The 21,953-nt window shown below is 45.3% G+C and carries 23 protein-coding genes and 1 tRNA gene; 11 read left to right on the plus strand and 13 right to left on the minus strand.

Annotation, left to right across the window (positions count from 1 at the left end; genetic code table 11):
* Positions 1-26 precede the first annotated feature (26 nt).
* Positions 27-398, minus strand: a complete 372-nt coding sequence (locus AB4405_RS16310) for a DUF4145 domain-containing protein (protein WP_102470765.1) — start codon at positions 396-398, stop codon at positions 27-29.
* A gap of 262 nt (positions 399-660) precedes the next feature.
* On the opposite strand from AB4405_RS16310, the gene AB4405_RS16315 reads away from it, so the two are divergent.
* Both AB4405_RS16315 and AB4405_RS16320 read left to right on the plus strand, forming a co-directional pair.
* A complete protein-coding gene (locus AB4405_RS16315) occupies positions 661-981 on the plus strand; it encodes a DUF2500 domain-containing protein (RefSeq protein ID WP_372061849.1) in 321 nt (106 codons plus the stop codon).
* Between the two features lie 109 nt (positions 982-1,090).
* Positions 1,091-2,116, plus strand: coding sequence for an amidohydrolase family protein (locus tag AB4405_RS16320; protein ID WP_372061850.1), 1,026 nt, complete (start codon positions 1,091-1,093; stop codon positions 2,114-2,116).
* Positions 2,117-2,131: 15 nt separating this feature from the next.
* On the opposite strand, the gene AB4405_RS16325 is transcribed toward AB4405_RS16320, so the two are convergent.
* Together AB4405_RS16325 and rhtB are read right to left on the minus strand one after the other, a co-directional pair.
* Positions 2,132-3,364: an EAL and HDOD domain-containing protein gene (locus AB4405_RS16325; protein ID WP_372061851.1), complete on the minus strand. Its 1,233-nt coding sequence runs from the start codon at positions 3,362-3,364 to the stop codon at positions 2,132-2,134.
* A gap of 16 nt (positions 3,365-3,380) precedes the next feature.
* The gene (rhtB, locus tag AB4405_RS16330) at positions 3,381-3,998 is read right to left on the minus strand and encodes a homoserine/homoserine lactone efflux protein (protein ID WP_372061852.1); all 618 of its coding nucleotides are present in this window, start codon (positions 3,996-3,998) and stop codon (positions 3,381-3,383) included.
* Positions 3,999-4,113: 115 nt separating this feature from the next.
* On the opposite strand from rhtB, the gene AB4405_RS16335 reads away from it, so the two are divergent.
* The gene (locus AB4405_RS16335) at positions 4,114-5,109 is read left to right on the plus strand and encodes an alpha/beta fold hydrolase (RefSeq protein ID WP_372061853.1); all 996 of its coding nucleotides are present in this window, start codon (positions 4,114-4,116) and stop codon (positions 5,107-5,109) included.
* A 136-nt stretch (positions 5,110-5,245) separates the two neighbouring features.
* Positions 5,246-6,076, plus strand: coding sequence for a Cof-type HAD-IIB family hydrolase (locus AB4405_RS16340; protein ID WP_372061855.1), 831 nt, complete (start codon positions 5,246-5,248; stop codon positions 6,074-6,076).
* A gap of 166 nt (positions 6,077-6,242) precedes the next feature.
* Here the strand turns inward: AB4405_RS16340 and AB4405_RS16345 are convergent, their stop codons facing one another.
* Positions 6,243-6,713, minus strand: coding sequence for an EVE domain-containing protein (locus AB4405_RS16345; RefSeq protein ID WP_372061856.1), 471 nt, complete (start codon positions 6,711-6,713; stop codon positions 6,243-6,245).
* A 41-nt stretch (positions 6,714-6,754) separates the two neighbouring features.
* On the opposite strand from AB4405_RS16345, the gene AB4405_RS16350 reads away from it, so the two are divergent.
* Together AB4405_RS16350 and AB4405_RS16355 are read left to right on the plus strand one after the other, a co-directional pair.
* A complete protein-coding gene (locus AB4405_RS16350; protein WP_372061857.1) occupies positions 6,755-7,786 on the plus strand; it encodes a COG3650 family protein in 1,032 nt (343 codons plus the stop codon).
* A gap of 2 nt (positions 7,787-7,788) precedes the next feature.
* Positions 7,789-8,376 carry a tRNA-uridine aminocarboxypropyltransferase gene (locus AB4405_RS16355; RefSeq protein WP_157933734.1) on the plus strand — a complete coding sequence of 196 codons (588 nt, stop codon included), beginning with the start codon at positions 7,789-7,791 and terminating at the stop codon, positions 8,374-8,376.
* 156 nt (positions 8,377-8,532) lie between these two features.
* Here the strand turns inward: AB4405_RS16355 and yigB are convergent, their stop codons facing one another.
* From yigB to lptM, 6 genes are all read right to left on the minus strand, one after another.
* A complete protein-coding gene (gene yigB, locus AB4405_RS16360; protein WP_372061859.1) occupies positions 8,533-9,255 on the minus strand; it encodes a 5-amino-6-(5-phospho-D-ribitylamino)uracil phosphatase YigB in 723 nt (240 codons plus the stop codon).
* 10 nt (positions 9,256-9,265) lie between these two features.
* Positions 9,266-10,183: a tyrosine recombinase XerC gene (gene xerC, locus AB4405_RS16365; RefSeq protein WP_372061861.1), complete on the minus strand. Its 918-nt coding sequence runs from the start codon at positions 10,181-10,183 to the stop codon at positions 9,266-9,268.
* Positions 10,161-10,913, minus strand: coding sequence for a DUF484 family protein (locus tag AB4405_RS16370; protein WP_198593092.1), 753 nt, complete (start codon positions 10,911-10,913; stop codon positions 10,161-10,163). Before AB4405_RS16370 ends, xerC begins: the two co-directional genes overlap by 23 nt.
* Before the next feature lie 66 nt (positions 10,914-10,979).
* Positions 10,980-11,810 carry a diaminopimelate epimerase gene (gene dapF, locus AB4405_RS16375; RefSeq protein ID WP_102470777.1) on the minus strand — a complete coding sequence of 277 codons (831 nt, stop codon included), beginning with the start codon at positions 11,808-11,810 and terminating at the stop codon, positions 10,980-10,982.
* Between the two features lie 10 nt (positions 11,811-11,820).
* The gene (gene lysA / locus AB4405_RS16380) at positions 11,821-13,074 is read right to left on the minus strand and encodes a diaminopimelate decarboxylase (protein WP_102470778.1); all 1,254 of its coding nucleotides are present in this window, start codon (positions 13,072-13,074) and stop codon (positions 11,821-11,823) included.
* Between the two features lie 30 nt (positions 13,075-13,104).
* Positions 13,105-13,224 (minus strand): LPS translocon maturation chaperone LptM, encoded by a 120-nt coding sequence (gene lptM / locus AB4405_RS24410; RefSeq protein ID WP_408063639.1) that lies wholly within the window; start codon positions 13,222-13,224, stop codon positions 13,105-13,107.
* 74 nt (positions 13,225-13,298) lie between these two features.
* Between lptM and cyaY the strand changes: the two genes are divergently transcribed.
* On the plus strand, positions 13,299-13,613 hold the full coding sequence (cyaY, locus tag AB4405_RS16390; RefSeq protein WP_102470779.1) for an iron donor protein CyaY: 315 nt from the start codon (positions 13,299-13,301) through the stop codon (positions 13,611-13,613).
* On the opposite strand, the gene AB4405_RS16395 is transcribed toward cyaY, so the two are convergent.
* Positions 13,610-16,141, minus strand: coding sequence for a class I adenylate cyclase (locus AB4405_RS16395; protein WP_372061863.1), 2,532 nt, complete (start codon positions 16,139-16,141; stop codon positions 13,610-13,612). The genes cyaY and AB4405_RS16395 overlap by 4 nt on opposite strands.
* Positions 16,142-16,481: 340 nt before the next feature.
* Here AB4405_RS16395 and hemC point away from each other — a divergent pair, with 340 nt between their 5' ends.
* Genes hemC through AB4405_RS16415 form a run of 4 tightly spaced genes read left to right on the plus strand, consistent with a single transcriptional unit; the run spans position 16,482 to position 20,531 of the window.
* Positions 16,482-17,420, plus strand: coding sequence for a hydroxymethylbilane synthase (gene hemC, locus AB4405_RS16400; protein ID WP_372061864.1), 939 nt, complete (start codon positions 16,482-16,484; stop codon positions 17,418-17,420).
* Positions 17,421-17,426: 6 nt separating this feature from the next.
* Positions 17,427-18,185: a uroporphyrinogen-III synthase gene (locus AB4405_RS16405; RefSeq protein ID WP_372061865.1), complete on the plus strand. Its 759-nt coding sequence runs from the start codon at positions 17,427-17,429 to the stop codon at positions 18,183-18,185.
* Positions 18,169-19,356, plus strand: coding sequence for a uroporphyrinogen-III C-methyltransferase (locus AB4405_RS16410; protein WP_372061866.1), 1,188 nt, complete (start codon positions 18,169-18,171; stop codon positions 19,354-19,356). Before AB4405_RS16405 ends, AB4405_RS16410 begins: the two co-directional genes overlap by 17 nt.
* Positions 19,353-20,531 carry a heme biosynthesis protein HemY gene (locus tag AB4405_RS16415; RefSeq protein WP_372061867.1) on the plus strand — a complete coding sequence of 393 codons (1,179 nt, stop codon included), beginning with the start codon at positions 19,353-19,355 and terminating at the stop codon, positions 20,529-20,531. The genes AB4405_RS16410 and AB4405_RS16415 overlap by 4 nt, the downstream gene beginning before the upstream one ends.
* A 71-nt stretch (positions 20,532-20,602) precedes the next feature.
* On the opposite strand, the gene AB4405_RS16420 is transcribed toward AB4405_RS16415, so the two are convergent.
* A complete protein-coding gene (locus AB4405_RS16420) occupies positions 20,603-21,598 on the minus strand; it encodes a phosphotransferase (RefSeq protein WP_372061868.1) in 996 nt (331 codons plus the stop codon).
* A 190-nt stretch (positions 21,599-21,788) separates the two neighbouring features.
* A tRNA-Ser gene (locus AB4405_RS16425) sits at positions 21,789-21,879 on the minus strand.
* Between the last annotated feature and the right edge of the window lie 74 nt (positions 21,880-21,953).

The following is a 21,953-nucleotide window of genomic DNA, read 5'->3' on the forward strand; positions in this document are numbered from 1 at the left end:
GCGTCCCTTTTTTTATGTCATTGATTTTACTTGGAAAGGATATGCAGTACCTTCTCCCAGTGGATATAATAAAAACCCATCGCCATGATTGTGATTAACGCCATTAACCACACAGCAGCACGCCAAACAAATCGACTGCTTCTTGGTGTCAGCTCTTGTTCACATTCAGCACAAGTGCGCATAAAGCTACGTTTATCATCAAGTTGATAGTCATCTTCATGCACTATCTTATTGCGAATGGTCGCAATATATCTCAGTTTACCCACTACATCATGAGGCAATCGTTCTTCACAACTTGTAATGAGCTGATGCAACCCTTTTCCATCAGCTCGATACTGTTGTCGCAATAGTTTTTCTATGCGCCGTGTTTGCAACACCACGCTTTCAATATCTGACATATGCTTCCCTCCCACAACCAGCACAATGTGTGGAGCCGAAATCTCGCTGGCTAATCCTCTGCACACTCATTATTGCATTGTTATCTATTTGTATCAGAATTTCGACAACTGTTGGGTAAATTCAAGTAAAGATTTAAGCCTAAGCCAATAAGATTTTGTGTGATATGACCCCAAATTTGAAGCAAATCAACTAATTTATCCATATTTTCTACGATTTTTATGCGATCTTTACCCCATTGTGCTTTGGGTTCGGAGAGAGTATATGCCTATTTCATTAGTGATTGCCGTTGCAGTATTAATTATCATTACTGCTTTTCTATTTTTTCAAACTCAAAGACAGCACGTCCATGGTGTTAATGCTCCAGAGCAAAAAATCGCCATCACTATTTTAGATAAACAGATCATCCCAACACCAGAGCCAACAGACGATGACGAGTACTGGGTCTACGTCCAAAAAGGCAGCTTTGGCATAAAACGAGAGTTCCAGGTCGGTGTTCATTATTATCATCACTTAACCCCGGGCGATAAAGGCATACTGACTTACCAAGGTGATAAATTTTTGCACTTTTCGTTAAGTCGTTAGACAAGGATGGCGATAATAAGTCATTAAATTAATGGGTTAATGCTAATCAATTTACCCTTTGAGTGAGTCATGCTAGCGTAGTGCTATTAACGAACAAGGATGTCAGCTCATGCCGAACAAGTCTCATCATTATTCATGGTGGTTACCACTACTTTTTGCTTACGCGTCCACGGGTTGCAGTGCGGCTTACCAAGGTAAAGTCAATGACGCTGAAGTTCATCTCGTGGATTATTTTCAGCGCTCTGAGGGCGCTCAAGCACTGATCGATAATATGGATATGCTTGATATCGATCATGCCTATGTAATGGGCCTCCCTGTCATAAAAAAATGGGACCACTCTCAACCCAAAGCACCGCGTTTCGTTTATGGTGATGATGCACCGGTCTATTACTACTCCCACACCGATGAACTAGTGGCGAGAGAAGTGGAATCATTGCCTAAAGCACAACAAGATCGCCTCCATCCTTTTCTTAGCGGTTTCAACACTACCGATCTCAATGCCGCTGAGTACATTGAACGAGAACTGACGTTTCGCCCTAACTTTTGGCAAGGCATCGGTGAGGTCATTACGAGGCACGATCACCTCACCGCGTTAACTGCAGATGAAAAGCCACGAGCGAACCACCCCGCTCTGCACAAAGTCTATGAAGTCGCTGCTCGATATGATCTCCCCGTCCTACTGCATGCCAATATTACCTCACAGCGAGAAAATGAACCCCTGTACATCGAAGAGCTCACTCAAGCATTGGAACAGCACCCGGAGACACGATTTTTGTGGGCACATGCGGGAACCACCAGCACACTAACCAGAACCATTGATATGCGCTTCCTCTATCAAACTGTGGCCTCGTTACTCAGTAAACACGACAATTTATACATCTTAGCCTCGTGGTCATTGATCGATGTTGTTATGCCAAAAGGACAATTAGACAGGCGCTGGGTATCACTCATCGAAGCGTATCCAGAGCGGTTTATGATTGGAAGTGATGTGGTGGGTGCATTTGGTTATCAAGAGACCGCGTTAAGTACCTGGGACCCGGTCCTATCGGCGTTACCTGCGCATGTCGCCGAAAAAATGGCTTACCAGAATATGCTATCGGTATTACCTAGTCAGCACAAAAATGAAAAACAATAGTGAGAGACGTGAAAATCAATGACCATCAATGGCTTGTACATCTTGACTCCAGCGCTGTGCGTCAGCCAGCGCTGAATACACGGATTGCTGAGTGAGCCCTAAGGTTTGCCGATGTTGCTCCATGCCATCCCAATCAGCCACCTCAAAGCACTCCTCTAATGCCAATAATTGGCCATAAGGCCCTTCACGTTGAAGCAGCGCGCCCTTAATCTCACAACATAATGGCAGCTGCTTAATGAGCTTATCCAACGATAGGTCCATCAATGCGTCCAAAATGGAAAATAATCCAATCATAAACGCTTGGTCACGATGCTGGGTGAACGGCGGGTACTTGGTCATCAAACGACAAAACTGGGCTCGTTGTAGCGAAAGCTCATACAGCGCTTTGGGCTTGGTGCTAGAAATAAATGAGGCCACCGTCAAGGAAACAAATAGCTTAAGTTTATCTTGACCCAAGTAAATCAGCGCCTGACGAAAAGAGGTGATCTCCGCTTCCAAGCGAGGGTTCATCGTATTAACAAATTGCAGTAACTTGTAGGACAGTACCACATCTTTAGCGACGATTTTTTCTACCTGATCAAAGTCTACCTCTGATAGACATACCTGTTGGAATAACTCCATAGCCACCAGCTGTGCAGCACTGATATACACTTGCTTTTGCATAATAGGCTTACTAAAGAAGAAACCTTGGAAAAACTTAAAGCCCGCTTGCTTGGTTAATATAAATTCCTGTTCCGTTTCAACCCGCTCAGCCAAGTAATGGCGAGTACTTCCTTTCTGCTTTTGCTGCTGAACAAAGGTGCATGCTTTTTCGACCCCCATGGCCATAATATCGAGCTTCACAATATGAACAAATGGAAGAAACGGCTCCCAAGCCGAGGTATACACAAAGTCATCAAGCGCGATGGTGTAGCCCTCGCGATATAGCTCACGAACCGCATCATATAGCTCTTGATTTGGCGTGCAGGTCTCGAGTACTTCTACGACGACTTTCTCTTTGGGTAGCATGAGTGGTAGGCGTCGTATCAAGCTTTGATGAGGGAAATTAATAAAGCATCGAGAAGAAGAGATGATGGGGTTTGTGCCAAGTGACAGGTAGTTCTCTGTAATCAGCCTATATGTCGCTCTATTTGCTTCAATGTGCCCAGGGAAGGCATTGTTATCACCGTCTCGAAACAGCAGTTCATAGCCCAATGTATGGCGACGAGCATTAAATATAGGTTGGCGAGCGACATAGGTGGTATTCATGACTGCAACAGTCGCACTAAGACTTCGCCGCTGCAAGTAACGCACCACAGCCAATAAACATAGAACCAAACACCTTGTTTATCTTAGCCATTACTCGGCCAGAGCGAATATAGCGCCCCATCCGAGAAGCTAAAGAGGTGTAGCCCAACATGACGGTAGCATCAATCACAACGGTCGTTGCCCCTAAGATCATCAATTGTGTGACTTGGTTACCAGTAGGGTCAATAAATTGCGGAAACAAGGCCACTAAAAAGACCACTGACTTCGGGTTGGTCAGGTTAATGAGCACCGCACTGCGTAACAATGTCCACGTCGACCGCGTATCATGTGAGGCATCCGCTGTTAAGCTTGAGGTGTCTCGCCATTTTTGGATCCCTAACCAAATGAGGTACGCCACACCTACCCATTTGATAATGGTAAAGGCCATCGCCGATTTTGCTATCAGCGCACCAATACCCGCGCCAACTAAAATGATGTGAAATGCCAGCCCGATCTGCAAGCCTGCAATTGCAGCAAGAGATTTTCGAGTCCCGTAATTAAGACCATTACTGATCGAATTTACCGTACCAGAGCCCGGTGCCAGGCTAAAAACAATAGCGGTGACAACATAAGCAAGCCAAACATGATAATCCATTGCATTTCCTTACGACTGATTTACTCTTATCAGCAGAAGAGTATTTATTCTGTTTTCGACTCGAGACTAAACGGGGTCGTCAATTGATAGTCCAACACTACACACAGGTTAATTAATGACCGACTCAAATTTAGTTAGCAACCCTTATACTCAAGAGCAGGATTTTGAGCAAGTTATTCACGCACAAATAGCAGATTTTTGGGCGTGCCGCCACGAAGGGCGAGAGAAAACCAAAGATGGTACCAGCCTTTATTGGTGCAAGTTAACCAACCCAAACCATCGTAAAGCCTTAGTTGTCGTTAATGGTAGAATCGAATCGGTATGGAAATATCAAGAGCTATTCTATGACTTTTATCAGCTGGGTTACGATATTTATTCCTTTGACCATCGTGGACAAGGAATGTCGACTCATCTCGCGCCGAACCCTGAGATGGGCCATATTGGCGAATTCTCAGATTACCTAGATGACATGCAGCTATTGCTTAGCAAGTTTGATCTCCAACACTACGAAGAAAGGCACTTGCTTGCTCACTCGATGGGCGGCGCTATTGCTACGCGCTATATCCAGACTCGACCTGAGCATAACTTCGATAAAATAGCCCTTAGTGCGCCTATGTACGGCGTCAATGTCCCTTGTTATTTCAGACCATTCGTCACAACCGTCGCCCAAATCATGACGGCAGTATATCCCGTGCCTACCTATGCACCGGGCTATCAAGGCTATATTGCTAAGCCCTTCGATATCAATCCATTATCACAAAGCGAGGTGCGTTATCGCTGGTTTAGAGATCTTTACGAGCAAAAACCAGAACTAAAGATTGGCGGTCCAAGCACCCGCTGGGTATGGCAAGGATTGATAGCGGCCAAGCAGTGCACTCAGCAAACCAGACAAGTGAAGATTCCACTGTTGTTGCTTCAAGCTGGCAGCGACATGATCGTCAACAACGACGCACAAACACACTTCATTCGTAAATTACACAAAACGAACAAGCTGGCAAAGATAAACGTCATTGAAGGTGCTAAGCATGAAGTGTTGTTTGAAAAAGATGTGTATCGAAATCAAGCGATGGAGGCGATTGACGCATTTTTCAATCCCGCCTCTAGCGCATAATGATACCGTTCGTATTTTGGGTAAATGAGGAAAGTTTTATGTGGCCTGTTTACCCTCTTTTTCTCAAGAAGATTGCCATACAATAAGGTCTGTAGATAATTTCTTCGCCCATCATCGTTAACTTACAGAGAGACCTATGACTCTTCAATCTAACTCCATCCATATCGTTGCTTCTGATCTAGACGGCACACTGTTAGCGCCAAACCACCAGCTCAGTGACAATACCAAACAAACGTTAAAAGCATTGCACGCTAAGGGCTACACCTTCATATTTGCGACAGGCCGACATCACGTCGATGTCTCTGGTATCAGAGAGTCCGTTGGGATACCCGCGTATATGATTACCTCAAATGGTGCTCGCGTACACGATGAGCTAGATAACCTGCTTTACAGCCAAGATTTACCAGAAGACAAAGTGCAGTCCGTCGTTGATGTCCTCAAAACTGACCCCGGCTTGTTTATTCATTTATACCAAAACGAGCAATGGTTACTGAATAAAGAAGATGAAACATTGGCAAAGTTCCACACCGACACTGGTTTTACATACCAGCTATTTGACGCAGATAATGCCCCAAATACAGGTATCGCTAAAATATTTGTTACCGACGAAAACCGAGACCACGAGCGACTCGTCCTACTAGAAGATGCGCTTATCGCTAAATTTGGCGACACGTTAAATATCGCATTCTCAACCCCATGGTGCCTAGAGGTTATGGCTCATGATGTATCGAAAGGCGAGGCACTCAAAGCTGTCGCTGAAAAGTTAGGGCTTGGTCTTGAGAACTGTATCGCGTTTGGTGACGGTATGAATGATGCTGAAATGCTGACCATGGCGGGCAAAGGTCTTGTCATGGAGAATGCTCACGAGAAAGTAAAAAAAGCACTGCCAAACAATGAAGTAATAGGCACCAACGCTGACGATGCTGTTGCTGAATACCTAAAACAACACCTTATTTCACGCGGCTAGAATTACCACTCCTGTGCTCACCCCTATAGGTTTAGTCACCTACTTATGGGCATGGGAGTCTTTTACTTCTTTTGTCTTTGATTAACGCAAGTCTAATCTTACTGGCTAACTCGCGCGAAGACATGCCAACTCACTCCAAGACCTAGCGGTTCACTCCAAAATATCGCTATTCATTCCAAGACACCCCTGCTCGCTCTAAGATAGCGGTCCACTCCGACGGACGGACTGGCATCACCGATAGACGGTTTCCTCGCTTTACCAATGGCATACCACTCAATTCAGGCATCGACTTAAGCACGCTAAGTGGCACCACTCGATTGAACTTTTCCACAAATTCAATATCTACCATTAACCAACGCGGATTATCGAGTGTGGATTTGGGATCGTAATAATCACTGTCGACATTAAATTGAAAATGGTCAACATAGGCCTCTTTAGTGATCTTGGCCAAACCAGCCACACCAATGTGCTTACAAGATGAATGGTAGATGAGCACCCTATCGCCGACGCGCATCTCATCTCGCATCATATTACGAGCCTGATAATTACGGACGCCCTCCCAACAGGAAGCGCCTTTTACTCGCAACGTATCAATAGAAAATTCATCCGGCTCTGTTTTGAATAGCCAATATGCCATAATAGTCCTTGTTTACATCGACTCACGAAGGGAAGTATTTAATGAAAATGTCACGGTTAACACTCGCAGTACCGCTGGTATTATTACTGCAAGCGTGTTCATCTTTCAATACCGCATCCAATGACACAGCCAAACCTGCAGAGCCACGCGCGGAACTTAAGCGTCCAGAGACGGTGGTTCCTCAAACTTATCTCATACGCGGCCAAGCTATCGTCGGGCATGAATCGAGAACAATAAAGCCCTGTGGTAGTGCTCAGCAGTATTGGTTAGAGCTGCCTAAGGAAGCTCGTGAAGCGGCAGAGAAACTATCGAAGGCCCCTTATCAAACTCTTTATGCCGAAGTCATTGGGTATCTTGAGGCTCCTAGCCATCGAGGCTTTGACTCAGATTACACCGGCCGCTTTGTGGTAAAGCAGGTCAATATGATCACCGCAGAGAACCCAAAACGCTGCGATCAACCTCTGAGACCCACTCAAGTCTTAGGTAACGAGCCATTCTGGAATCTCACGTTCGAAAACGCTGAACTGGCACAATTTAGTCAGATGGGCGAAGACCGACAGCCACTAAGACTAGAATCAAAACAAATTACACAGAACACTCGTCGTTACGAGTTTGATGACGCAAGCCTCACCATGACGGGCAAACTTTGCAATGACACGATGAGTGATACACTTTACGGCTGGAGCGCCGCATTCGTGATGGGTGACCGGTCTCGCCAAGGCTGTGCAACCGTCTCTAATCGTGATAGCACCCTAAGCTGGGTCGATACCTACACGGCGCAGTCTGCAGAAAACACTGGCTTCACGGTTTCCATGACACTCAATGCCGATCATACGGCCATTACTCGCTATGACTACGCAGATCAATCACCCGCAACTGAAGAGCGTGGTTTTTGGCAGCAACTCAATAATAAGCAGGTACAAGTCGTGATGACACGTCACCAGCAACAATATCTGGTTTCTCAGCGAATTTTTGACCGTCAAGATGACGCATTAGTGACAACACAAGAAAAGGTTGGCGATATTCTCTACCCCATCAGTAACGGTGGCCTAACACTCTACAAAAGTCGATGATAATGAATGAGCCTCTCGTGATAACCACACCGTGCCGACAGTGTGGTTTTATTCACAACTGTTATTGCGCGACGATCCCAGCGATCAATAGCGATCTTATGGTTACCTTATTAACGCACCCCAATGAGCTCTCGCGTAGCACGAATACGGGAAAAATCGTCAAACGGTTGCTCCCTTGTACACATATCGAGCCATGGGAAAGAAAAGCGCCACCCCCTGAATACATGACATCAGGCAAGACACCGGTACTCGTCTTTCCCTCACCAAGCAGCATTCCGTTAGCTGAATGGCAGCAGCAACACCCAGAACCAAGCCACTTCATCGTGCTGGATGCAACATGGCAAGAAGCGAAGAAGATGTTGAATCGCAGTCAATGGCTACAAACCCTACCGCAAGTCTGCATTGAAGCAGCAGAAGCTTCCCAGTACCAGCTAAGGCGGAACCAACAAAGTGGTAATCTATGTACCTTTGAGGTGGTGACTCAATTGGTTCACGAAGTAGAGAGTAAGAATACCGCGCAAGACATGCGAGTTTTTTTTGGCGACTATCTACAGCGCTATCAAGCTGAGCGCTGCGGGCATGCTCGATAGAGCAGTATGATAGAGCCCATAGCGACAAACATAATCGGCGCCTTTTTATAGGCGCCGATTGATTGAAAAATGGGAAAGAACCTACCGGCGCAGAACTCGCTACGTAAGTTGAGCAATCCTATTCGTCACGATGAGACTGACGCATCACTATTTATATCAACGTACAGTAAGCGATAACAATGATCTCAAATCACAGATTTCTATGTCTGGTAATGTGGTTAGCCTTGCCGTTGCTCGCGCCGTTTGGTCCGTATCATTGAACCAACATGCACTAAAGCCATGCCTTTTCGCTCCCGCTACATCCGTGATGACATGATCCCCGACGTGAAGGATCTGTGAATGCTCACAGCCAAGATACTGCGCGGCTTTATCAAACATGTCGGCATGTGGTTTTGCTCGACCATCAGGCCCGGCTTTTAGTACCAATGAAAAATAGGGCGCAAGGCCTATCGCTTCAACGTTTACATTGCCGTTGGTCATCGCCACCAGCGGCATAGACTGACTCAATACCTTAAGCACTTGATGTGTTTCATGTGGAACATCAAAGTCGCTTCGCCAGTGTAGAACAAGCTGAATCAATTCATTCGCTACCTGCTGAGCTTGGGGTACATCGTAACCCAAATGCACTAATCCCTGAACAATCTGTTGTTCACGCCACTTTGTAACATCATGCTTAAGCTCAGGATGTGCGTCCAATAATTCAATTTTAAATGCGTGCCAGCGCGCTTTATCCCATTGTTGACTGATTGGGTGTTTCGAATACAACCAATGCGCCGCTTGCTGTTCAACCCTCTCAATCACCGGGTGATTGTCATATAAGGTGTCATCCAGATCGAATGTCATCGCTTTTATGGTCGGTAGGTTGCGATAAAAACGCATAAATCAGTCCTTAGTTCTTCTTTTTTGCACGAGGGTGGGCTTGGTCATATGCCTGAGCAAGATGTTGAAAGTCCAAGTGTGTATAGATTTGCGTGGTTGAGATATTCTCGTGCCCCAACAACTCTTGAACGGCCCGCAAGTTATTGCTGGACTCAAGCATATGTGTCGCAAAAGAGTGACGGAGTTTATGGGGACTAACGTGGCTCGCAAGGGCCTGCTTTTGTCCCCATTCTGCCATGCGCTTTTGTACACTACGATGGGAGATCCGTGTACCAAGCTTTGAGACAAACAAAGCAGGCTCACCCGATTGTGCGATATCGCCTCGCAATTTTAGCCACTTTTTTGCCCATTCAACCGCCTGACCGGAGAAAGGCACTTTACGCTCTTTATCACCTTTACCGATAACACGGATTTCGCCACTCGACATATTCAGGTGTTTAACATCAATCCCAACCAATTCAGCGAGTCGCAGTCCAGCACCGTACATGATTTCCATAATGGCTCGATCACGAACAGCCAATGGATCGTCTTCATTCACTTCAAGTAACTGCGCCATCTCATCAACGTCTAAATTTTTCGGCAGCGGTCGCTGCTTTCTTGGTGCACTGACACCCTTTGCTGGGTTTGCACTCAACATGCCACGAAGAATCAAAAAATCAAAAAAGCTACGCAGTGAGGATAAGCGCGTGGCGATACTGCTGGCTTTCATGCCTTCACGCATGCCTTTACCTGCCAATTGACGAACCCAACCCGCATCAACCTGTGTCCACTCCGTCACTCCCATCTCAAAAAGATGGGTACCCATCGTCTCGAGCTGCTGACGATAATTTCGTTGTGTATGAAGACTCAACCCTTTTTCACTGCGCAAGTATTCATAAAAACGCTCGAGTGGATTTTGCAGGCTTCTAGGCAGTACTTGGTCTGACATTCTCTTCCTCAAGCTGACGCCATTCCAAGCTCTCACACAAATAGGAGACGATTAGTGAAAGGTGTCTTAAAAATAAGGTATCCATTTCAGGTTGGAAATGGCCGCCATCTTCACTCGAGAAAATTAAAAATCCTTGAGCAAACTGACGTTTAAGGGGTAACACAACATAAGACCCTAATTCAGGTACCGTTGTATCACCAAAGAGCAACTCTCTGTCCGCTTTTCTAAGGCGGCCAAGGTAGGCATCTTTACCGTTCAGGTGATTAGTAGTAAACCGCTGCCAACTCTCCATTGATAACGAGTCACCACCGTTGTCACTATTTAATAACTTTAGGTAACCTTTTAAGTTCAGGTCTTGGGCTGTTTGTATAATTGCCCGCACGACCCCTTGAAGGTCACGGCATTTCAACAGATTTTCCTGCAAGGACATAAATTCATAAAACGTTTTATCATTGCGCGCAGCAAGTGACATCAAGGTGGTGATTTCTTCTTCAAGTGCCTCAATACGGTCGCGGTGGCGTTGCATTTGGATGCCCACAAGCGATACCGCACCTTGCTGTTGATGAGGCAGTGATAATCTCTCGACCAAGCTCTCTCGGCCTTTAAAAAAGTCAGGATGGTCGAATAGGTACTGTGCCACCACTTCTGCAGTCAGTTCTGCACTCAGGGGATCGGCTTCAAACTCAGACAAAATGCTTCCCTTTGATTCTTTGTCTCTAGTGTCATTCATTAATGAAGACGCGAAAAAATGGCGGGCCCGAAAACGGTGCCCGCCATTAGTATAATGGGTTATTGGTTAACAGGAAATCTGCCCATCAAAAACGTGCGTTGCACTGCCTGTCATAAACAAAGGATGTCCTTCGCCTTGCCAAGAGATACTCAGGTCGCCTCCAGGAAGACGAACCGTGACTTTTTCATCCAACAAACCCTGATTAATGCCCACCGCTACTGCTCCACAAGCACCACTGCCGCAAGCTTGAGTTTCGCCAGCACCGCGCTCATAGACACGGAGCTTAACCTCATTGCGGTTTACGACCTGCATAAATCCAGCATTCACTCGCTCGGGAAAACGCTCATGAGATTCAAGCATTGGTCCTAGGCGATCAACATCAGCGGTGTCCACATCATCAACAACGGTCACAACATGAGGATTTCCCATACTGACGGCGCCGCAGAACAAGGTTTGATCTTCCGCACGCATAATATAGGTTTTCTCTTTTTGCTTGGCCTTAAATGGGATCTTGTTAGGCTCAAATTCAGGCTGTCCCATATTTACCGTCACCAGATCATTTTCTTCAAGCTTAAGGACCATTTTCCCTTTCTTGGTACTGACACTGATGCTGTATTTATTCGTTAAACCTTTCATTTGCACAAAGCGGGCAAAGCAACGAGCACCGTTGCCACATTGTTCCACTTCACTGCCATCAGCATTAAAAATACGGTAATGGAAATCCGTTTCAGGGTCATACGGGGCTTCAACAATCAATAGCTGGTCAAAGCCGACACCCGTATTCCTATTCGCCAGTCGACGAATAAGATCCGGCGAGAAAAACACATTCTGGGTAATACAGTCAACGACCATAAAATCATTACCCAATCCGTGCATTTTAGAAAAGTGGAAATGCATAAGTGTCTCTTTACTCCGGTAAGATGCTTTCAAGTTCCCATAAACTTGCCAACGTTTCACGTTGACGCACAAGATGAGATCGGTCGCCATCTACCATAATCTCGGCCACTCTTGGTCTCGTATTATAGTTCGACGACATCACAAAGCCGTAAGCCCCCGCAGAGCGAACCGCCAGCAAATCATTTTGTTCTAATACCAACGCTCGATCTTTACCAATAAAATCACCGGTTTCGCAGATTGGCCCCACTAAATCGTAACTTAAGGCGTCACCTTCACGCGGCGCAACTGGAATAATGTCTTGCCACGCCTGATACAACGCAGGTCGCATTAAATCATTCATGGCAGCATCAACGATCGCAAAGTTCTTATGCTCGGTATGCTTGAGGAATTCAACTTTTGTTAGCAAAACTCCAGCATTTGCCGCAATCGCACGACCCGGCTCAAAAATAAGCTCGAGTTCAGGGTGATTATCAAGTCGCGCTAATAACGCTTTTGCGTAATCAGAAGGTTGAGGTGGTAACTCATCACGATACACCACGCCTAAACCACCACCTACATCAAGATGGCGGATATGTATGCCGTCTTCGCCAAGCTGGTCGATAAGCGCCAATAGTCGGTCTGTCGCATCAATAAATGGAGCGATGTCGGTGAGTTGCGAACCAATATGGCAATCAATACCCTGCACGGATAAATGAGACAAGCCTTGCGCAAACTTGTATACGTCAGGTGCACGCTCAAAAGCGATACCAAACTTATTATCACGAAGGCCAGTTGAAATATAAGGGTGAGTATGAGCGTCAACATCAGGGTTAATACGCAGAGAAATTGGCGCAATAACATCAAGCTCACTTGCGACTTGGTTAAGACGCTCTAGCTCCGGTTCAGATTCGACATTAAAACACTTGATACCGAGCTCTAACGCACGACGCATTTCTTGCGCCGTTTTACCGACACCAGAGAAGACGACCTTAGCAGGGTTGCCACCGGCAGCAATGACACGCTCAAGCTCTCCACCAGAAACGATGTCAAAGCCAGAGCCAAGGCGAGCAAGCGTATTCAACACACCAAGGTTTGAATTCGCCTTAACGGCATAACACACCAAGTGCGGGTGCTCACCCACCGATTTATCAAAGGCATTCCAGTGGCGCTCTAACGTGGCGCGAGAATACACATAAAGAGGGGTACCATATTGCTCGGCAAGTTGTGTTAACGACGTATTTTCAGCCCAAAGCTGGCCATCGTCCTGATAGTTGAAGTAATCCAAATCGAGTATTCCTTTAAAATATGGCGATGACTATTGTGTCTGCTCTGTCGCAGGGGCTTCGTCGGCTGGTAGATAAAGTGGTCCAGTTTGGCCACAACCCACTAACGTAACTGCCACGAGCATAAATATTGCCGTGATCGTCTTTTTCATTTTGCATATCGTGATTATTGATTCAATGCCCCCTATAATCGCACCACGAAATAGAAATGCAATAGGATAACAAAATGAACGACACGGAATTTCACGTACTCGTCGATACTCAAATGCAAAACATTGAAGAAGCAATCGATGATTCAGGTGCAGACATCGATTATGAGGTGTCTGGTAACGTGATGACTCTAGAATTTGAGAATCGCAGCCAGATTATTATTAACCGTCAAGAACCGATGCATGAAATATGGCTTGCTTCAAAGTCAGGAGGCTTCCATTTCAAACTCGTCGGAGATAGCTGGATTTGTTCTCGCTCGGGTGTTGAGCTTATGGCGATGGTCAAATCTGAATGCGAGAAGCACGCAGATGAAGAAATAGAATGGGCTTAAGCGTTCACCGCTTTCGATGGTCTTGAGTTTGGAGAAGCGTCATTACGGTAAGGAATGACATAGGCTTCTCCCTCTTCCGGATGAATAATCTGATAGTACTGAGGCAAATTAAAGTTAATCAGCTTATTGGCCATCCCGTCATTTTTATCAACGTTAGAGGTATAGAAACTGTTAACGCTCGAAATCATCTCGTCTTTACTGCCGCGCATCTGATGATAAACCTCAACTTGATTCGACTCATCTAGAACGAAGATGTTGAACCCGCTGTCAGTATTCTCAAAGAAAAACTGAATTAAGCCTTCACTCGCAAAGCCATCTACCGCTTGCGGCAATTGAAACTCGTCTTCACGATCAAGCATTAATAATGGTGAGCCTTGAAGCTTATTTGTTGAGATACTGCGATAAAAATCCACAGAGTTCTCAAGCTTCTGTACTGACACACCACGACGCTCAAAGAATAAGCCATACATTTGATTAGCAAGCTTGATCGCCTTAAAGCGACGACGTTTTTCTTGATCGACTGGCTTCAAGCGCATTTCAATGCATTCTGCCAACAGTTGATAAATCGTATTTCTCAACACACCACGCAGGTTTTTGCTGTAGCAAAACACATCCACAGACTCTGGAGGTAAAGCATCTTGGTGCATTTTACCCAATATGGTTTTCAATGCATCCAGCATGGCGGTATCACCTTTAAAGTGCAACGTTCGCACCTCATGCCATGAATTTCGATAGACTAAATCCACTGATCCAACCAAGCTTTGACCTTGTTCACCAAAGCTAAAGATGTCGACATTCTTCAAATCAACTCTCGACGATTTTCCAGACAACGAGCTCGTTGGGTCGTTTTCGAAATTGATAAACATCGCCAGTTGACTTACTTCACAAGGGCTTGCCAATGCTTGCATGCTTGGGCGCCGCTTTCGAAGAGAAAAGGTGTTACGTAGGTCACTCACCATTTGATAAAATTTATCAATATCAATATGAGCATCGCGCACGACAGAGTTTAGGTGCGTGGATTCCGTAATCAGGCCATTAAAGAATGCCCATGATACTAACTTACTGAGATATTCATGGTGCTGCAGTGCCGGTTGACCTAACAAGCGGTGAGCTATCAAAGGCTGCTTGTATAGATACCAACCCGCTGAGTAACTTTTCCCCTCTTTGACTTCAATGAAGCTCAAGTCTGGTTCATGCAAGTCTGGGGATATTTGCGGATTAAGAAGTGTGACCTTACCAGGGAGTACCTCAAACGCTGCGTATAACTTACGAGCAAGAATACTAATGTCTTGGGGACTGATCGCTGAGGTAATGTCATTACGTCGTGCAAATTGAATAAGGTTTCGATAGCTCAGCATCAAGGCATCAAGCAAGGCGTTATGCACGACCATGACTTGTTCTACCTTCCAGTTGCGTCGGTTATCCAATTCTTCTAACACAGATTGAGGCCATTGCCACTCAGCTGTCATTAAGCCAAGAGCCTCACGTCGCCAAGGCACTGAACCAATACCAGGGTCTCTCGATAATTTTTCATGTGTTTTGAGGTAGAAACAACGACGGACCAAATCTAGACGTGTATGGTCGCCGATTCGCACGAGATAGCGCGTCACTTTCTCGAGCATTAAGTAATACGCGTCCATACCATAGAGGTCAGGTTCATGCGTAAAGAATCGACGTTTGGTATCGATACTCAAAAGTTGGGTATTCGGATATTCCCACGAATAGGCCTCTAACAAGATGGCTTTCAGTACCGATTTATAAGGCGAATCAATACTCTTGTATAACTGCCAAAGGCTTGAACCAAAATATTCTTCCGCGGGGATGCGATTCAACCGACCAAAATCAATCCATTCATCGCAATTGACGTAGCCTTCATCACAAAGTTGAGCCACATACTCGTCGTAACATTCCTCCATCTCTGGAGGGACAATTTGCCACAACAAACGTTGACCACCAAGGCGGACAGCTGAGCGGTAAAATTCATCCAACAGCAACAAATGTTGAGATGATCCACAGTTGTCTCCAGTCATCTCTTCGGATACGTTACTGCGAAAACGCTCTTCATCCATCAAAAAGAAATTAGCTTCAACCCCTAACCCTTGCGCCCAATCAGTGATCAGTAAACACTTGTTACTGAGCTTTTCTCGTGCATCCGTCGGCATATTGGGTGAAATACACACCCAAATATCAAGATCACTCGACGTACTTTGCCCAATTGATGAGGTACTGCCCATCGTGTAAAGGCCAAGAATGTCGGTATCATTTGGTGATGGTAATGGTTGCCCGAGCGCAAGCTGGATATCATCGATGAACTGTTGCTGGAGGGTATTAGCTTCAAAGCCGTATAATCCACTAGGACTTGAGTCTTCAAAGTAACCGGGAATAATAGGATGATTGAAATGGAATAACGCAGGTATAAGTTGAAATACACGTTGCCCTTGCAGATCCATAAGCGCCAACGCGCGCTCAATACGTTGTTGATTAAGCTTATCTAGTCTTTGGATAAGAATATTAGTGTAAGCCTGCAAAGGTTATTCCTAGGTTGGATCCATTAGCTGTATCGCATGGATCTTAAACAATTATCGCTTAAAAACGTGATCAATGTAACATTTTTATCATGACGGGTAAAGTAATAGTCCGCGTCTCCGCAGTACCATCAACCCCAGAGAACCGCCATGAACATCCAAAATTGTCGTGGACAATTCTAACAGTACTCGTTGTGACAAATGCGATAAATCTCACACTATTGATAATCTTTGTGATGTCAGGCACAAGACCAAAATTCGGCGTCAGGGAAATCGCTAATCATTTCATAAAGACAGTGATAGGATTAATCCATTATCGAGACACAATGCTAACGAGAATAACATGAACCAAGCCACTCCAATCCGAATCGCCACCCGCAAAAGTCCTCTAGCCCTATGGCAAGCTCATTATGTAAAAGATGCACTGATCGCAGCCCACCCTGGACTTGAAGTCGAACTGGTGACGATGGTGACAAAGGGTGACATCATTCTCGATACGCCGCTAGCAAAAGTCGGTGGCAAGGGACTATTCGTGAAAGAGTTAGAAGTTGCCATGCTTGAAGGTCGTGCAGACCTTGCTGTCCACTCAATGAAAGATGTACCGGTCGACTTCCCTGAAGGTCTAGGGCTTGTCACCATATGTGAGCGCGAAGACCCACGTGATGCCTTTGTTTCTAATACTTACCAAGACATTGATGCGTTGCCACAAGGCGCGATTGTCGGAACCTGCAGCCTTCGTCGTCAATGCCAACTCAAAGAACTGCGCCCAGACATAGAGATAAAAGAGTTGCGAGGGAATGTCGGTACTCGTCTAGGGAAACTCGATAACGGTGACTATGACGCTATTATTCTTGCCGCCGCTGGCCTAAAACGCCTAAAGCTGGATTCTCGCATTGCTAGCTTTATTGAGCCTGAAGTCTCACTGCCCGCTGTAGGTCAGGGTGCGGTCGGTATTGAATGTCGTCTCGATGATGAGCGACTCATTGAGCTACTTCGTCCACTAAACCACAAAGATACGGCGGATAGAGTATTGTGCGAACGAGCAATGAACCTAACGCTAGAAGGTGGCTGCCAAGTACCGATCGGTAGCTATTCACTATTAGATGGCGATAGCATCTGGCTAAGAGCACTCGTAGGCGAACCCGATGGCTCTGTCATTGTTCGTGGGGATATTCATGGCAGCAGAGAGGATGCAGAAGCACTTGGAATCGAACTGGCAAATAGGCTGCTAGACCAAGGAGCGAAAGAGATCCTAGAAAAACTATACCAAGACCACGAGTAACGCCTCATGAAAGTGCTTGTAACGCGTCCTGAACCTGCTGGGACTGAACTGTGCGAGCTCATAAAAAAGGTGGGAGGGCTAGCCCTCCACTATCCTCTCATTAGGCTATCACCAACGAAGCCCAGTCTAGCCTTATGTGAGACAATTCAGTCGGCCGATATTATCATTGCCGTCAGCCCAGCTGCAGTCAGCCACACTCACCAAACCCTTGTAGAATATGGCATCACTTGGCCGACAAACCGAATTTATCTTGGGGTTGGTCAAAAAACCGCACATGATTTAAGCAATTATAGCGAACAGAACGTACACTATCCCCCAGTAAGTGATAGTGAAAATTTGCTTAATCTACCTGAATTAAAACACGTTTCTGAAAAGAAGATTGTTATTCTCCGAGGTAATGGTGGCCGAGAATTAATTTTCCAACAGCTAACACAAAGAGGCGCCAAAGTTAGCTACCTTGAAGTCTATCGCCGTACATTGATCCCCATATCTCCCAACGACATAGATAAATGGCAATCGGCAGCACTAGAAACTATCATCGTAACAAGTGGTGAACAACTCGACTATTTGATCGCGCAGTCACCTCAACCAGTTGCCTTCTGGTTTACTCAATTAACGCTACTCGTTCCCAGTGAACGTATAGCTAAACTTGCTAAGACGCACGGATTTAAAAACGTGATAACAACGCAAGGTGCGTCGAACTCTACATTATTTGCTGCTCTCCAGCGCTTAGAAACAGGACTTAAGCATGACGAACAAAAATAAAGACGAGCAATCCCAGTCTACAGACCAACAAGACGTCAAGGCGCTAGCCACAGAAAAGCCAAGTGAAGATACCTTTCACAATACAGAGGCGACTCAACAACAACCGGCTCCGCAAAAAGAACCTGAATTTGAAGAGAAACAAGGCAAACGAGGCGTTAAACTCGGCGCGGTCGCGATTGTCATCGCCATCATTTTTGGCGGTGGACTCAGCTACCAAATGCAACAACAAGCCGGAAATTACGAAGCTCGTATCGCCACACTCGAGTCTCAGCTCAAAGAAACCCAAGTATCAGTTGCAACCGACTTGCAGGTCGTTCAACAACAGACTTTAGATCAAGCAAAATCTGTCACTCATAAAGCAGAAGTCATACTAGAGCAACAACAAAAAAGTATTCAAAGCTTGCAGCTAGCCATTGCCGACGTCAAAGGACGTCGCCCAAATGACTGGCTTCTTGCGGAAGCCGATTACTTAGTTAAACTAGCCGGACGCAAATTATTTTTAGAACATGACGCGGTCAGTGCCACCCGCTTAATGGAATCAGCAGACCAGCGTATTGCTGCGCTCAACGACCCAAGCTTAGTCTCACTGCGACAATCAATGGCAAACGACATTACCAAGCTAAGAACCATCCCATTAATCGACCGAGATGGCTTGGTGCTTCGTCTTACGTCGCTTCAGCAACAAGTTGATAGCTTGCCTCTTGCCAATGCGATACTTCCTGATGCACCCGAGGTGAAAAAGCAGGCAGTATCAAATGATATCTACGATTGGCAAGACAATCTAATGACATCATTGAAAGATTTCTCGGAAAATTTCATTACCTTTAGAACTCGTGATGGCAATGTGATTCCACTTCTGTCTCCTTCTCAGCATTTCTATCTAAGAGAGAATGTTAAATCAAAAATAGAAACGGCCATACGAGCTGTTTATAAGGAACAAAGTGAAATTTACAAGGTGTCACTGGAAGCAGCCGACCAATGGTCAAACTCGTTCTTCGATCAAAACAATAATACGGTTAAAGAATTTAGCGCAGCACTTAGCAAATTAGGTGCTCAGAACATCCAAGTCAATTATCCCGTTAAGCTGGAAACACAAGCTCAACTTTCTGATGTCATCACAGAGCGCTTGCGTCGAGAGGTAACCACTATCATTACGGAGGAGAAAAAATGATTCGATTAATTTTTCTCTTTGTCGTACTGGGTGCAGGGCTGTTTGTCGGCACTCAATTCTCTGGCCAGCAAGGATATGTCTTAATATCGATAGCTAATCAAACCATCGAAATGAGCGTAACGACATTAGTCATCTTTGTTATTGGCGCTCTTGCTGCATTGTTCTTACTTGAATATATCGTTAAAAAAATACTTTATACGAGCGTTTCGACATTCAATTACTTTAGCGTCAGGAAGCTACGTCGCTCGAGACGTTATACCAATGAAGGCATCATCAAGTTACTTGAAGGTGACTGGAAAATAGCGGAGAAAAAAGTCACACGCTGGGCGAACCATCATGACATGCCATTACTGTGTTATTTAGTGGCATCAGAAGCTGCACTTGGCCAAGGTGATAAAACGAAAAGAGACCATTATCTAACACTTGCAGCTCAACAAGACAACTCAGATCTCGCAGTAGAACTGACGAGAGCAAAGCAAGCAGTTCGCGAAGAAGAATATGAACTAGCGCTACCGATCTTAGAGTCTCTAAAGCAACAGCACCCACAAAATACAATTGTCCTGAGTTTGCTTAAGTCAACCTATCAAGCATTGGAAGAATGGCAACCGCTCATTGATTTATTACCTAAATTAAAGAAAGCGAAGCTAATCGAAGAGCTTGAACAGAATGAACTAGAAGAGCGAGCTCAATGTGGCCTTTTACAAGATGTTGCGACGCAACAAGGCAGCGAAGGACTGATTACTCATTGGGATAAGCTGCCAAGAAAGACGCGTCAGAGTTCACACCTCATAAGCTGCTTTACTAAACAGCTTATCGCTCGTAAATCTGATAGCGAGGCATTCACGGTCATTAAAGAAGCCTTGCGTAAGCAGCCGAGTGATGACCTTTATTCACTATTGCCTGAGCTCAACTTAGCTGATTCACACCCAGCTGTTGTCTTATTAGAAGATACTCTGAAGAAGCACCCTAGCAATGCACTTGCACACAGTGCATTGGCCCAATTTTATTTCCGTGATGAAAATTGGCCAGAGTCTCAGAAACACTTCGAACAAGCGCTATCTATACGTCCTGACGTGTCTGATTATGCTTACCTAGCCGATACCTTGGAGAAACAAGACATGACCAAGGCAGCCGGCGAAGTATCACGAAAAGCACTCACGTTAATAGATAGATAACTAGATAGGTACAATCACACTGTTCAGTAAAGCACCTCTATTGGGGTGCTTTTATTTTTCATTACTATCACTCACAAACCATGACGCTCCAGTGCTTTATCCGTCAACGCCATCGTGAATTCATTCACTTTCCAATGCGTTGGACACCAACCCAGTAAAAATCGCTGAAAGTCCGCCCAAGCCAAATCAAAAATCCTCGACCACATCTCACAGACTTCGCGACTTTCCACCGTGGGTTGATAGACCTCTAGCGCATGTTTTAATGACGAAAAATAATGAGATAAATAAGGCGCAAGATCGATATCACTCTTATTAAAATCGAGCACACTAGTCAACAACAGCACAACATCTTTGACGCCAACTCCTGCTCCGACATACTGAAAATCAACACCAGAAACCGCGTCGCCTTCCTCTTCAAAGCAGAAATTTGCGAGCTTAGCGTCACCATGAATAATCGTCTTGTATGGGCATTCCTCTAACAGTTTATCTAATGTTCGAGCAGCTCGTTGATAGCGCGTATTAGTCATCGAAAGAAGCTCATCTAGACGTGTAGACAAGTGCCAGTATGACCCTTGATCCCACAACCCGTCAGGCCGCTCACCAAGCCAAAAAGCATGAAATTGGGCTAGCCAATTTAGAACAGACATTATCTCACTTTGCGTCGCTTGGGTGACAACTCGTGCTCGGCCTATATCTCTAAGGTCTTGCAAGACTAATAAATAATGACTGCCCTCTTTGAAGGACGAAAGGCATTCTGGTACCCAACCTGTGGGCATTCTTTTTACATAATTAGCATACCAATGGAACTCTACTTGGTATGACATTAACTTACGCTGATGAGATAGCGGAGTGTTCCAACCTCTTGGGTGTGCAAGCTTATCAAGTTCTGGTAACTGAATATATTTGGCGATAATGCTATTTCTTTGTTTATGACCCGTCAAAGTAAGGCGCAACAGTTGGCCATATCCTCCCCACAACTCTTGAATAACTTGCATGTCATCGATTGAACTGCCTTTACCTAGCAGCGTGAGAATCTTGTGGTTTAACGAATTAACACTGTCATCCATAAAATAAGTTCCCTAGTAAAGGATAGAGAGTTAAACATGATCTGATTACTGTAAGCATGCAAAGATGGTAGCGGAAGGTACGATTAAAAGCAGCGATTATTGAAGAAGTACGTTGGTAATAGTTAACAGTTAACTGTACAAATTTTAGATAGCAAAAAGCCCGCTGAAAATCAGCGGGCTTTTTTAATAGTGGCGGAGGGATAGGGATTTGAACCCTAGAAGGGCTATTAACCCTTGCCGGTTTTCAAGACCGGTGCTTTCGACCACTCAGCCATCCCTCCGCAAATTGTTACCTAGCTAAAGTCTTATTGATTTGCTTTAGTAGATATTTGTTCAAAGCCTGGCGATGTCCTAC

The sequence above is a fragment of the Vibrio sp. 10N.261.51.F12 genome, from assembly GCF_041471725.1.
Lineage (GTDB): Bacteria > Pseudomonadota > Gammaproteobacteria > Enterobacterales > Vibrionaceae > Vibrio.

What these genes read in the sequence shown, in the direction of transcription:
- AB4405_RS16325 (WP_372061851.1), bottom strand. Translation starts at nt 3,364, where the DNA reads ATGAATACCACCTATGTCGCTCGCCAACCTATATTTAATGCTCGTCGC.
- yigB (WP_372061859.1), bottom strand. Translation starts at nt 9,255, where the DNA reads ATGCGTTTTTATCGCAACCTACCGACCATAAAAGCGATGACATTCGAT.
- AB4405_RS16340 (WP_372061855.1), top strand. Translation starts at nt 5,246, where the DNA reads ATGACTCTTCAATCTAACTCCATCCATATCGTTGCTTCTGATCTAGAC.
- AB4405_RS16320 (WP_372061850.1), top strand. Translation starts at nt 1,091, where the DNA reads ATGCCGAACAAGTCTCATCATTATTCATGGTGGTTACCACTACTTTTT.
- AB4405_RS16335 (WP_372061853.1), top strand. Translation starts at nt 4,114, where the DNA reads ATGACCGACTCAAATTTAGTTAGCAACCCTTATACTCAAGAGCAGGAT.
- AB4405_RS16405 (WP_372061865.1), top strand. Translation starts at nt 17,427, where the DNA reads ATGAAAGTGCTTGTAACGCGTCCTGAACCTGCTGGGACTGAACTGTGC.
- AB4405_RS16355 (WP_157933734.1), top strand. Translation starts at nt 7,789, where the DNA reads ATGAATGAGCCTCTCGTGATAACCACACCGTGCCGACAGTGTGGTTTT.
- rhtB (WP_372061852.1), bottom strand. Translation starts at nt 3,998, where the DNA reads ATGGATTATCATGTTTGGCTTGCTTATGTTGTCACCGCTATTGTTTTT.
- dapF (WP_102470777.1), bottom strand. Translation starts at nt 11,810, where the DNA reads ATGCATTTCCACTTTTCTAAAATGCACGGATTGGGTAATGATTTTATG.
- AB4405_RS16310 (WP_102470765.1), bottom strand. Translation starts at nt 398, where the DNA reads ATGTCAGATATTGAAAGCGTGGTGTTGCAAACACGGCGCATAGAAAAA.
- AB4405_RS16410 (WP_372061866.1), top strand. Translation starts at nt 18,169, where the DNA reads ATGACGAACAAAAATAAAGACGAGCAATCCCAGTCTACAGACCAACAA.
- AB4405_RS16345 (WP_372061856.1), bottom strand. Translation starts at nt 6,713, where the DNA reads ATGGCATATTGGCTATTCAAAACAGAGCCGGATGAATTTTCTATTGAT.
- lptM (WP_408063639.1), bottom strand. Translation starts at nt 13,224, where the DNA reads ATGAAAAAGACGATCACGGCAATATTTATGCTCGTGGCAGTTACGTTA.
- xerC (WP_372061861.1), bottom strand. Translation starts at nt 10,183, where the DNA reads ATGTCAGACCAAGTACTGCCTAGAAGCCTGCAAAATCCACTCGAGCGT.
- AB4405_RS16315 (WP_372061849.1), top strand. Translation starts at nt 661, where the DNA reads ATGCCTATTTCATTAGTGATTGCCGTTGCAGTATTAATTATCATTACT.
- AB4405_RS16415 (WP_372061867.1), top strand. Translation starts at nt 19,353, where the DNA reads ATGATTCGATTAATTTTTCTCTTTGTCGTACTGGGTGCAGGGCTGTTT.
- hemC (WP_372061864.1), top strand. Translation starts at nt 16,482, where the DNA reads ATGAACCAAGCCACTCCAATCCGAATCGCCACCCGCAAAAGTCCTCTA.
- AB4405_RS16350 (WP_372061857.1), top strand. Translation starts at nt 6,755, where the DNA reads ATGAAAATGTCACGGTTAACACTCGCAGTACCGCTGGTATTATTACTG.
- AB4405_RS16420 (WP_372061868.1), bottom strand. Translation starts at nt 21,598, where the DNA reads ATGGATGACAGTGTTAATTCGTTAAACCACAAGATTCTCACGCTGCTA.
- AB4405_RS16370 (WP_198593092.1), bottom strand. Translation starts at nt 10,913, where the DNA reads ATGAATGACACTAGAGACAAAGAATCAAAGGGAAGCATTTTGTCTGAG.
- cyaY (WP_102470779.1), top strand. Translation starts at nt 13,299, where the DNA reads ATGAACGACACGGAATTTCACGTACTCGTCGATACTCAAATGCAAAAC.